At 71.7% G+C, this 11,355-nt stretch carries 9 protein-coding genes; 2 read left to right on the forward strand and 7 right to left on the reverse strand.

The genetic code is table 11. The features are described 5' to 3' along the window. From VMR86_02875 to VMR86_02885, 3 genes are all read right to left on the reverse strand, one after another. On the reverse strand, positions 1-1,155 hold a 1,155-nt coding region (locus tag VMR86_02875), incomplete at its 3' end, for a DEAD/DEAH box helicase (protein HTO05974.1). A 3-nt stretch (positions 1,156-1,158) separates the two neighbouring features. Next, complete coding sequence (gene argC / locus VMR86_02880; GenBank protein HTO05975.1) at positions 1,159-2,115, reverse strand: N-acetyl-gamma-glutamyl-phosphate reductase; 957 nt, start codon at positions 2,113-2,115, stop codon at positions 1,159-1,161. 22 nt (positions 2,116-2,137) lie between these two features. Beyond that, the gene (locus VMR86_02885; GenBank protein ID HTO05976.1) at positions 2,138-3,493 is read right to left on the reverse strand and encodes a vWA domain-containing protein; all 1,356 of its coding nucleotides are present in this window, start codon (positions 3,491-3,493) and stop codon (positions 2,138-2,140) included. A 123-nt stretch (positions 3,494-3,616) separates the two neighbouring features. Between VMR86_02885 and VMR86_02890 the strand changes: the two genes are divergently transcribed. Then, positions 3,617-4,372: a phosphoadenylyl-sulfate reductase gene (locus VMR86_02890; GenBank protein ID HTO05977.1), complete on the forward strand. Its 756-nt coding sequence runs from the start codon at positions 3,617-3,619 to the stop codon at positions 4,370-4,372. Positions 4,373-4,481: 109 nt separating this feature from the next. Further along, positions 4,482-7,607 (forward strand): S8 family serine peptidase, encoded by a 3,126-nt coding sequence (locus VMR86_02895; GenBank protein HTO05978.1) that lies wholly within the window; start codon positions 4,482-4,484, stop codon positions 7,605-7,607. A gap of 2 nt (positions 7,608-7,609) precedes the next feature. Here the strand turns inward: VMR86_02895 and VMR86_02900 are convergent, their stop codons facing one another. The 4 genes from VMR86_02900 to VMR86_02915 are packed head-to-tail and all read right to left on the reverse strand — an operon-like array spanning position 7,610 to position 11,235. Next, positions 7,610-8,188 carry a DNA-3-methyladenine glycosylase I gene (locus VMR86_02900; GenBank protein HTO05979.1) on the reverse strand — a complete coding sequence of 193 codons (579 nt, stop codon included), beginning with the start codon at positions 8,186-8,188 and terminating at the stop codon, positions 7,610-7,612. Next, the gene (locus VMR86_02905) at positions 8,185-9,507 is read right to left on the reverse strand and encodes an AarF/ABC1/UbiB kinase family protein (GenBank protein HTO05980.1); all 1,323 of its coding nucleotides are present in this window, start codon (positions 9,505-9,507) and stop codon (positions 8,185-8,187) included. Before VMR86_02905 ends, VMR86_02900 begins: the two co-directional genes overlap by 4 nt. Positions 9,508-9,517: 10 nt before the next feature. Then, complete coding sequence (locus VMR86_02910) at positions 9,518-10,315, reverse strand: enoyl-CoA hydratase/isomerase family protein (GenBank protein ID HTO05981.1); 798 nt, start codon at positions 10,313-10,315, stop codon at positions 9,518-9,520. Next, the gene (locus VMR86_02915; protein HTO05982.1) at positions 10,312-11,235 is read right to left on the reverse strand and encodes a TIGR03564 family F420-dependent LLM class oxidoreductase; all 924 of its coding nucleotides are present in this window, start codon (positions 11,233-11,235) and stop codon (positions 10,312-10,314) included. Before VMR86_02915 ends, VMR86_02910 begins: the two co-directional genes overlap by 4 nt. Positions 11,236-11,355: the final 120 nt, after the last annotated feature.

Genomic DNA, 11,355 nt, shown 5'->3' on the forward strand with positions numbered 1-11,355 from the left:
CTCCACCAGCTCGTCGCGCGAGGTGGGAAACAGCCGGCCCTTGGGGCGCAGGCCGAGCGCGTGACCCGAGCGGCCGATGCGCTGCAGCGCGGTGGCGATGCTGCGCGGCGAGCCGATCTGACACACGATCTCGATCTCGCCGATGTCGATGCCGAGCTCGAGCGACGCGGTCGCCACCAGCGCGCGCAGCTCGCCCGCCTTCAGCCGCGCCTCGACCCGCAGGCGACGCTCGCGCGAGAGACTGCCGTGGTGCGCGGCCACGTGCTCGGCGCCGATGCGCTCGCCCAGGCGGTGCGCGAGTCTCTCGGCCAGGCGCCGGGTGTTGGTGAAGATCAGCGTGGTGCGGTGCTTCTCGGTGTGACCCGCGAGCAGCTCGACGATCTCGTCCCACTGCTCCTTGGAGGCCACCGCGGCGAGGTCCTCGCTCGGCGGAGTCTCGATCGCCAGGTCGAGGTCGCGCTGGTGACCCAGGTCGACGATCGTGCACGGGCGGGCGGCGCTGCCGACCAGGAAGCGCGCGATGCCCTCGATCGGCCGCTGCGTGGCCGAGAGCCCGATGCGCACCGGCCGCTTCGCGCACAGCGCGTCGAGGCGCGCGAGGGTCAGCGCCAGGTGCGAGCCGCGCTTGTCGCGCGCGAGCGCGTGGATCTCGTCCACGATCACGGTGTTCGCGGTCGACAGGATCTTGCGCGCGCGCTCCGAGGTCAGCATCACGTAGAGTGACTCGGGCGTGGTGACCAGGATGTGCGGCGCGCGCCGCAGCATGCCCTGGCGCTCGGACTGCGAAGTGTCTCCCGTGCGCACGGCGGCGCGCAGCGCGGGCAGCTCGAGCCCCATGCGCCTGGCCTCGGCGCGGATCTCGGCCAGCGGCTGTTCGAGGTTGCGCTGGATGTCGTGCGAGAGCGCGCGCAGCGGCGAGACGTAGATCGCCTCGACCCGGTCGGCGAGCTCGCCCGCGAGCGCGCGCCGCACCAGGCGGTCGATCACCAGCAGGAACGCGGTCAGCGTCTTGCCCGAGCCGGTCGGCGCCGCGATCAGCACGTCTTCGCCGCGCGCGATCGCCGGCCAGCCGGCGGCCTGCGCGGGCGTGGGCGCGCGGAAGCGCCGCTCGAACCAGGCGCGCACCGGGGCGGAGAGGTCGAGCTCTCCGATCACGACTCAGCCGCGCAACCCGCTCGCCTCCGGGAGGCCGAGCATCAGGTTGAGGCTCTGGATCGCGCTGCCCGACGCGCCCTTGCCCAGGTTGTCGAGCACCGCCATGAGCAGCACGTGACCGCTCGGGTGCGGCAGCACGCGCAGCTCGATGCGGTTGGTGTCGTTGCAGGCGCGCGGGTCGAATGTGGTCTCGTCGGAGTCGAGCGGCTCGCGCATCGGCAGCACGCGCACGAAGGGCTCCCCTTGGTAGCGGGCTTCGAGCGCCTCGAAGAGGTTCTTGCCGCCGGCGATGCCCGGCGCGAACTCCGAGTGCAGCGGGATCTCGACCCGCATGCCGCAGCGGAACGGGCCGACCGCGGGCACGAACGCGGGGTCGCGCGTGAGTCCGCCCCAGCGCTTCATCTCGGGCACGTGCTTGTGCACGCGGTCCAGCGCGTAGGGCGCCTCGTACACGTGAGTCAGGAGCCCGCGCGCCGGGTCCTCCCACTTGGCGATCATGTCGCGCCCGCCGCCCGAGTAACCCGAGAGACCGTGCACGCACAACGGCACGTCCTTCGACAGCAGGCCCGCGTCGATGAGCGGCCGCACCAGCAGGATCACCGCGGCCGACCAGCAGCCGGTGTTCGACACGGCCCGCGCGCGCGCGATCTCGGCGCGCTGGCCCGGCGCGAGCTCGGGCAGGCCGAAGGTCCAGCCCGGAGCCACGCGGTGCGCGGTGCTGGCGTCGAGCACGCGCACGCCCGCCTCGGCGGCGAAGCCGGCGGCCTCGCGCGCGGCGTCGTCGGGGAGACACAGGACCGCGACGTCGGCCGAGCCGATCGCGGCGCGCCGCGCGGCGCCGTCCTTGCGCCGTGACTCGGGCAGCTCGACCACCGTGAGGTCGCTCCGGCCCGCGAGCCACTCGCGGATGCGCAATCCGGTGGTCCCGACGTGCCCGTCGATGAAGACCCGGGGGGTCATGGAGTGACGAGTATAGCGAGTGTCAGGGAGCAGCCGAGGCGGGCGGCGCGGCGTGCACGTCGAGGGTCCGCGCGCGGATGGTGCGCTCGCCGGCCTGCTCGGCCTCGGCGGCGCGCGACTCCAGCCCGTGATTCCGCTCGCGCAGCTCGGCCAGCGCCCGCTCGAGCTCGTGCGGCGCCGAGTACACGCGGAAGCGCAGCAGCGCCGCGATCCCGCGGTCGCTCTCGACCCGGAGCTCGACGTCGTTCGCGCCGGGCGCCAGGCCGAGCGAGCCGGCGAGCGCGCTGCGGTCGGCCTGGAGCAGGTCGGCGCTCACCGCGCCGGTGGTGGTGTTGCGGGCGGTGGCGCGCGCGATGCGACCCGCGACCAGCGCCGGCAACACCGCGTCGATCGCCTCGGGCCCCGGCACGCGCACGAGCGTGCCGCCGCCGCGCTCCGCGACCTGGCTCCAGGCCAGCGCCCGCCGCTCGGGCTCGAAGATCAGCGGCGTGATCGTCACGTCGCCGTGCTGGCTGCGCGCGAAGCGCAGCAGCGCCAGCGGGTCCGACGGGCCTTCGCCGGCCAGGGAGTGACTCGCCGGGCACTCCGAGGCGTTGCGCGCCGGACCCGACGAGAAACGCCCGGAGACCGGCGCGTCGCCGTCCGTGAGCACCACGATCTCGCGCGCCACCCCGGACGGGGAGTCCGCGAGCCAGTCCCGGGCCGTCCACAGCGCGCAAATCGCGTCGGTGCGGCCCTCGCCCGCCGGGTGCTCCGCGCGGAAGCGCGCCAGCGCGGCGCGCAGTGACTCGGCCGAGGCGCCCGGCTCGGCGACCGGCCAGGTCGCTTCGCCGAAGGCGATCACGCCGAACTCGAGCCAGTCGCCGGAGAGCCCGTCGACCAGATGCTCGAGAGCCCGGCGCTCGGCCTCGAGCACCGACACGCGCTCGTGACTGCCGTCGGCGGCCTCGAACTCCACCGGCGCGTTCGTGCTCGCCGACGCGTCGAGCAGCACCACCACGCGCCGCGGCCCGGCGTCCTTGCGCAGCAGGAGCCGCCCGTCGATCGCGAGCTGGTCCGACTCGACCACGGGCACCAGCACCGCGCTGCCTCGCCGCGCGGTCACCAAGGGCCAGCGCAGCTCGACCCCGACCGACGCGACGAGCGGCCCGTAGCTCCGGTCCGCCGGCCATTCTGCGCGCACTCGCTCGCCGAGCGCAGCGCGCACGGGCTCGGGCCACGAGCGGGCGCCTGGGCCGAGCAAGAGCTCCACCTCATCGGGAGCGCGCGCCTCGACCACCGGCTGGAGGTCGGCGCGGTACGGCCCGGGCGCCGAGCCGGACCACAGGCCCGCGAGCGCGATCCAGGGTAGGACGATCCAGGGGAGGAGGTGCGACACCGTGCGTTGCTCATCGGCTGCCGGTCACCAGTCGGGAAACCCCGGATGCCGAAATCCCGTCTGAGAACTCGGAAATCAGCAAGCTTGCGGGCCGAATTCCCGCACAAGTAGACTGGGGATCACATGGCCAAGAACGAGATCAGCGCCGCCGTCCTGGAGGAGATCCAGTCCGGGCGGCTCGCCCAGCTCTCGCCACAGGAGCTCCTGGCCTGGGGCTGGGAGCGCTTCTTCCCGCGCATTGCGCTGTCGGCGAGCTTCGGCTCGCCGGACGGCATGGTGATCCTGGACATGATGCACCAGCTCGACCCGAGGAAGACGCGCGTGTTCACCATCGACACGGGGCGGCTGCCGCAGGAGACCTACAACCTGATCGACCGCGTGCGCGACCGCTACGAGGTCGAGGTCGAGGTGTACTTTCCCGACCCGGAGCGCGTGCAGAAGATGGTGCGCACTCACGGCATGAACCTCTTCTACGAGTCACCCGAGAAGCGGAAGCTCTGCTGCGCGATCCGCAAGGTGGAGCCGCTCGAGCGCGCTCTCGCGGACCTCGATGCCTGGGTCAGCGGGCTGCGGCCGGAGCAGAGTGTGACTCGTGCGTCGGTGGCGCCGGTCGAGATCGACGAGGTGCACGACGGACGCATCAAGCTGAACCCGCTCGCCACCTGGACCAAGGACGACGTTTGGGCCTACGTGCGCAAGCACGCCGTGCCCGTGAACGCGTTGCACGCCAAGGGCTATCCGTCCGTCGGCTGCGCGCCGTGCTCGCGCGCGATCCGCGAAGGCGAGGACGAGCGCGCCGGCCGCTGGTGGTGGGAGCTGCCCGAGAACCGCGAGTGCGGCATTCACACGGGTTACGAAGAGGAAGGCTCGGGAATCTGACGATACGCCCCGTGTGGGCGGCGTTGACGGAATAACGCGCGCGCGCTTCCCTTCGGCCGTGGGAGATTCGGCACTGCGGCGCCGGGGGGCAGCCGCAGTCGGCTTGGTCGTGGCCCTGTGCGCGCTCGCCGCGTTGCCGGCGCGCGCGGGCACCGACCCCGCGCTGGCCTGCGCGAAGCGGCAGCTCAGCGCAGCCAGCCGCCTGCACCGCGTGAGTCACGGCTGCTGGGCGCACGCCTTCTCGAGCCTGTCGTTCGACCTCGCCAAGTGTCTGGTGAAGGCCGAAGACTCCTTCCGCAAGAGCTACGCGTCGGCGGCGGACAAGGCGGCCAAGAGCGGTGCGCAGTGCGGCCTGCGCATGAACGTGGACTCGCTGCTCTCGCTGGCCGCGGGCGACGTCGACCCGCTGGTGAGCGAGGTCGCCGGCGACGTCAACTTCGCGAGCAGCACCGACCGCAAGCTGCGCTCCAAGCTGGTGAGCGCCATGGCGAGCTTCTCCAAGCGCGCCTTCGACGCGGAGCTCGACTTCGTGACCCGCGACGATTCCGACCGGCTCGCCGAGAAGCTTGCCCAAGCGCGCAGCAAGCTCGACCAGACCTTCGCCTCGCAGATCGCCTCGAGCGCGAAGCGCGGCGTGCTCTACGACGGCATCGGCGCCGTCGACGCCGGTAACTCGCTCGCCCAGACCGCCGCGCTCTGGGAGCGGCTCACACGCGCGGGCAACGGCGCGTTCACGGTCTCGGGCACGGTGTTCGCCGCCGAGAGCTCGTTCACCGACTCCGACGTGAACGACACCTCGACCGTCGCGGTCTCGAACGACGAGTTCTACTCCGCGCAGCAGATCCCCGTGCCGGCGACCGTGGGCGGTTACGTGAACCGGCCGCACGTCGGGGCGGACGGCAACTCGTGGGAAGGCGGCGACGACCGCGACCGCTACAAGGTCGTGAACCTGAAGGCCGGCCAGGTGGTGGCCTTGGTGATCGGCGACGACCCCACGACCTCGGACCTGCAGCTGTGCGTGATCGGCCCGTCCGAGCCCGACGGCGCCTGCTCGTCGGACGACACCGCGTCGGTCAAGACCTACGTGGCGCCCGCGGACGACATGTATTTCCTCGAGGTCACGATCGACGACGACTGCAACTGCTCCGGCACCTACACGCTCGCGATCGGGCAGGCCGCGCCGTCGGCGGCGCTGCATGCCGAGCGCATCGACGCCGACTTCGTGCCCGGCGAGCTGATCGTGAAGCTGAAGACGCAGGCCACGGCCGCCGGGGGCGCGGCGGCCGCGCGCGCGAACGCGCTCGTCGCGGAGCTCGGGCTCGTGAAGTCCGCCGGCGACGAGTCACGGCCCATGCTCATGCGCCTGCCCACGGGCAACGCGCGCGCGGCGGCGTTCCAGCGCCTGGGCGTGGCGAACCAGCAGAAGTCACTCCAGGTCCAGACCCTCTCCGACGCGGCGATCGCCAAGCGCGAGACACAGCTCGCGCGGCGCGCGCTGCGCAAGCGGGCGGACGTGGAGTCGGTCTCGCTCAACACCATCCTGCAGCCGAGCGTCGTGCCCAACGACCCGTTCTTCGACCTGCAGTGGCACTACCCGCTGATCCACCTGCCCCAGGCCTGGGACATCACGACCGGCGATCCGAACGTGGTGGTGGCCGTGGTCGACACGGGCGTGCGCCTGGACCACCCCGATCTCGCGGGCAGCTTCGTCGCCGGCTACGACTTCATCCAGGATCCGGTGCGCGCGCGCGACGGGAACGGCATCGACCCCGACCCCAACGATCCCGGCGACAAGGGCGCGGGCTCGGGCAGCTCGTTCCACGGAACTCACGTGGCGGGCACGATCGCGGCCGCGACCAACAACGGCATCGGCGTGGCCGGCGTCTCGTGGGGCTCGAAGGTCATGCCGGTGCGCGTGCTCGGCAAGGGCGGCGGCACCCTGTACGACGTGATGCAGGGCGTGGCCTTCGCCGCCGGCCTGCCCAACGACTCGGGCACGCTGCCGGCCAAGAAGGCCGACATCATCAACCTGTCACTCGGCGGCGGCGGATACGACGCCAGCGCGCAGGCGCTCTTCAACCAGGTGCGGGCGCAGGGAGTCATCGTGGTGGCGGCCGCCGGCAACCAGGCCACGAGCGCCCCCTCGTACCCGGCCGCGTACGACAACGTGGTCTCGGTCGCGGCCGTCGACCTGAACCGCAACCCGGCGCCTTACTCGAATTTCGGCACGACGGTCGACGTCGCGGCGCCCGGCGGTGACACGTCGGTGGACCGCAACGCGGACACGTTCGCGGACGGCGTGCTCTCGACGCTGGCCGACGACACGGTGAGTCCACTGACCTTCGGCTACGTGTTCTACCAGGGCACGTCGATGGCGACGCCGCACGTGGCCGGTGTGTTCGCGCTGATGCGCTCGGTGAATCCGGCGCTCACGCCGGCGCAGATCGACGCGCTGCTCGCCAACGGCGACCTGACCCAGGACCTGCTCGCGCCGGGCTACGACACGCAGACCGGCTGGGGGCTGATCGACGCCCAGGCCGCCGTGATCGCCGCCGGCGGCACCCCGGTGGGCACGGGCACGCCGCTGGCCGTGACTCCGCCGACGCTGAACTTCGGGGTCTCGCTCGACACGCTCGACTTCGGCGTCTCGAACGTCGGCCCCGACCCGCTCACGATCACGAGCGTGACCGTGCAGAACGCGGGCTCCAACACCTGGCTGCACGTGGCCGCGCACGGCGTCGACGGCTCGGGGCTCGGAACCTATCGCGCGACCGTCGACCGCACGAGCCTGGCGATGAACAACTACTCGGCCACGATCGACGTGGCGTCGAGCAACGGCACGGCGCACGTGAAGGTGCTCATGCGCGTGGGCGGGCCGACCGCCTCGGACACCGGCTTCCAGTACGTGCTCCTGGTCGACGCGCAGTCACTCACCGCGATCGACGAGGTCGCCCTGCCCGCCAGCAACGGCACCTATCCCTACGCCTTCCAGAACGTGCCGCAGGGCGACTATCTGCTGATCGCGGGCAGCGACATGGACGACGACGCGCTGATCTGCGACGGCGGCGAGGCCTGCGGCAGCTACCCGACGCTCGACCTGCCCACGCCGCTCACGGTCGACGCGAACAAGTCGGGGATCGACTTCGGCGTGGCGTTCCGGCAGTCGATCCGCTCGGCCGGAGCCAGCGCGCAATCGGCGCTGCCGCCCGCCGGGATCCTGCGCAAGACGCGCTGACTCTAGCCCCGGCCCAGCTTGCGCACGGGCTCGTGGCGCGGGCAGCTCACCAAGTGGTCGTTCACCAGGCCCACCGCCTGCATCAGCGCGTAGCAGATGGTCGAGCCCACGAACTTGAAGCCGCGCCTGGCCAGGTCCTTGGAGAGCGCGTCGGACTCGGGCGTGCGCGCGGGCACGTCGGAGAGACTGTGGAAGCGGTTCTGCTTCGGCTTGCCGCCGACGAAGTCCCACAGGTAGGCGTCGAAGCTGCCCCGCTCGTGAGTCACGTCGAGGAACAGGCGCGCATTCGCGACCGCGGCGGCGACCTTCTGGCGGTTGCGCACGATGCCCGGGTCGGCGAGCAGCTTCGCCTGACGCTTTTCGGTGTAGCGTGCCACCTTCGCGGGCTCGAAGCCGTCGAAGGCGCGCCGGTAGTGTTCGCGTTTGCGCAGGATCGTGAGCCAGGAGAGACCGGCCTGCGCGCCCTCGAGGATCAGCATCTCGAACAGGTGCCGGTCGTCGTGCGAGGGCACGCCCCACTCCTGGTCGTGGTACGGGAGATACAGGGGGTCCTTCTGCGCCCAGCCGCAGCGCTCGCTCACGCGGCGAACTCCGCGAAGATGCGCGCGCAGTCGACGCGCGCGCCGATGTGCGCGAGCAGGAGATAGCTGCCGGCCAGCTTGCGGTGCAGGAACAAGAGCTCGGTAGGCGGCGCGTGCAGGCCGCGCCGCGTGTAGGCGTCGAGGCCGAGGTCGCGCACCTCGCGCGCGAGCTGCGCCCCCGCGAAGTCGAACGGCCCGGGGCGCGCCAGCGGCTCGGCGACGCGCAGCGAGAGCTGCGCGAACGCGGCGCGCGCCTCGGGTGACTCGTCGCCGCGCAAGAGCCCGAGCTCGCGGCCGAGCTCCTCGACCTCGGCACACTCACCCGCCACCGTGGCCGCCATCAGCTCGCGGTAGTGGTCGGTGAAGTGGCGCGAGAAGCTGCGCACGGAGCCGAAGTCGAGCAGCGCCACGCGCTCGTGCTTGGGCTCGTACAGGTAGTTGCCGAAGTTCGGGTCGGTCTGCACGAAGCGGAACTCGAACAGCTCGCGGAACACCAGCCGCAAGAGCTTCTCCCCCACCTCGTCGCGCAGCCGCTGCGGATGACTCGGCGAGCGCAGGTCCTCGATCGGCAGCGCGCGCACGCGGTCGCTCGCCAGCACGCGGCGCGTCGACAGGTCGGCGTGCACGCGCGGCACCAGCACGCCGGGGTCGTCGCCCACGAGCGCGCGGTACTGCTCCTGACTGCGCGCCTCGCGCGCGTAGTCGGCCTCGCGCCGCAGCTCCTCCTTGAGCTCGGGCAGCACCGAGTCGACGTCGAGCCCGGCCGGCACGAGCCGCAGCGTGCGCAGCAAGAGCGCCAGGTTGTCCACGTCGCCGTCGATGCTTCGCTCGACGCCGGGATACTGGATCTTCAGCGCGAGCTCGCGGCCGTCGCGCGCCTGCGCGGCGTGCACCTGGCCGATCGACGCCGCGGCGAGCGGGTCGAAGTCGAACTCGATAAAGCGCTTCTTCCAGTCGCGCCCCAGCTCGAGCTGCAGCACCTGACGCACCTGCGCCTCGGGCATGACGTGCGCATGACTCTGCAGTGTGGCGAGTGTCTCGCGCAGCGCCGGCGAGAGCAGGTCGTTGCCCTGCAAGGACAGGAGCTGGCCCAGCTTCATGGCCGCGCCGCGCAGGTCGGCCAGCGTGTCGGCCACGCGCCGCGCGTTGGCCCGGTTCAACAAGAGCGAGCCGTCCTTCTCGCCCGCGCCCGCGATCCGGCGCAGCGCCTCGAGCGCCGACTCACCGGCGATCGCCGCGAACAGCCCCGCCACGCGCGCGATGCGCTCGGCGCGGCCTTCGGGGACGCGGCTGGTCTTCCGCGCGCGCTCCTCGTCCATTCGCGAGATGTTAACGCCCGCGGAACACCGGCTCGCGCTTTTCGAGCAGAGCTTTCACACCTTCCTTGGAGTCGTCGGTCTCGAGCGTGCGCGACTGGGCGTGCGCCTCGGCGCGCGCGGCGCTGACGGGGTCCCAGCTCATGTTCTGGTAGAGCGAGCGCTTGGTCCAGCGCACGGCGATGGGCGCAGCCGAGGCGATCTCGCGCGCCAGCTCCATGGCCTTGGGCAGCACCTCGCTCTCGGCCACGGCGTAGTTCGCGAGCCCGAGCTCTGCGGCTTCGGCGCCCGAGAGCAGCCGGCCGGTGAACAGGAGCTCGGCGGCCTTGGGCACGCCGACCAGCCGCGGCAGGAAGTAAGTCGTGGCCATGCCGGGGTGCAGGCCGAGCTTGGTGAAGTTCGCGCCGTACTTCGCGTCGCGGTTGGCGACGCGGATGTCGCACACCAGCGCGAGCCCGAGCCCGCCGCCGATCGCGTGGCCGTTCAGCGCGCCGATCACCGGCACCTCGACCTCGAGCAGCGACAGGAACGGGCTGTACATGGCGAAGCTGCGCTCGTTGGGCAGCTGCCGGCGGCCCTCGCCCGAGTCACTGCGCTGGATCTGCGACTTGAAATCGGCGCCCGCGCAGAAGCTCTTGCCGCGCCCGGTCACCACCAGGCAGCGCAGCTCGGGATTGGCACGCGCGGCCGAGACGGCGCCGCGCAGGCCCTCGAGCACGTCCTCGGTCATGCTGTTCCGGTTCTCGGGCCGGTTCAGCGTGAGCGTGCCGACGTAGTCCTTCTCCTCGTAGAGAACCGCCGGGTCGCTCATTTCCTTCCTCCCAGCTCGCTGGCCAGGAACGACACCGTGCGCTCCACCGAGCCCTCTTCCACGTTGGCGATCGCAGCCGAGAAGTCCGTGACTCCCGCGTCCGCGAGCCGCGCGAGACCCTTGCGCAGCTCCGTCTCGTCGCCCGCCAGCGCGATCTCCGCCGGGCCCGAGAGGCCCTCGCGGTCGAGCATGGCGCGGTACGACGGCAGCTGGCCGTAGATCACGAGCTGCTTGGCGATCTTCTCGCGCGCCGCGTCGGCGTTGCGAGTCACCACGATCGGGAAGCCCGCCACCACGCGCGAGGCCGGCTTGCCCCGGGCCTGCGTGCCCTCGCGCAAGCCGGGCACGATGTGACTCGCGATCGTCTTGGGACCGGTCATCCAGGTGATCGTGCCGTCGGCCAGCTCGCCGGTGAGCTTCAGCATGGCCGGACCGAGCGCCGCGACCAGGAGCTGCACTCTCGTGGCCCCGGGCACCTGCAGGCCTGCGTTCACGCGGTACTGCTCACCCATGAACTTCACCGGCTCGCCGCGCAGCAGCGGCGCCAGCACCTGGAGATACTCGCGCATGTGCTTCGCCGGCTTGTCGTACGAGAAGCCGAGCATGTCCTCGATCACCACCTTGTGCGAGAGGCCGATGCCGAGCGCGAAGCGCCCGCGCGAGGCCGCCTGCGCGGTGAGCGCCTGCTGCGCGATCGCGATCGGGTGGCGCGGATAGGTGGGCACGACCGCCGTGCCGAGCTCGATCTTCGACGTCTCGCGCCCGACGATCGCCAGCGTGCTGATCGCGTCGAGCCCGAAGATGTTCGCCATCCACAAGCTCGGAAAGCCCGCCGCCTCGAAGCGCTTCGCCGTGGCCACGACCCCGTCGATCGTGCCGTCGGCCCCTTCGGTCGCTCCCAGCATCAGTCCGATGCGCATGTCGAATTCTCCAAGCGTGGTTCGTGCGGCCCATCTTATCCGATGCGCTATCCGTCCACGGGTCGTGCGCAAGAGCGGGCTGTGGCTTCTGTTCGTGACTCTCGGCGCCGGCCCCGTTGC

The organism is Myxococcota bacterium (assembly GCA_035498015.1).
Lineage (GTDB): Bacteria > Myxococcota_A > UBA9160 > SZUA-336 > SZUA-336 > VGRW01.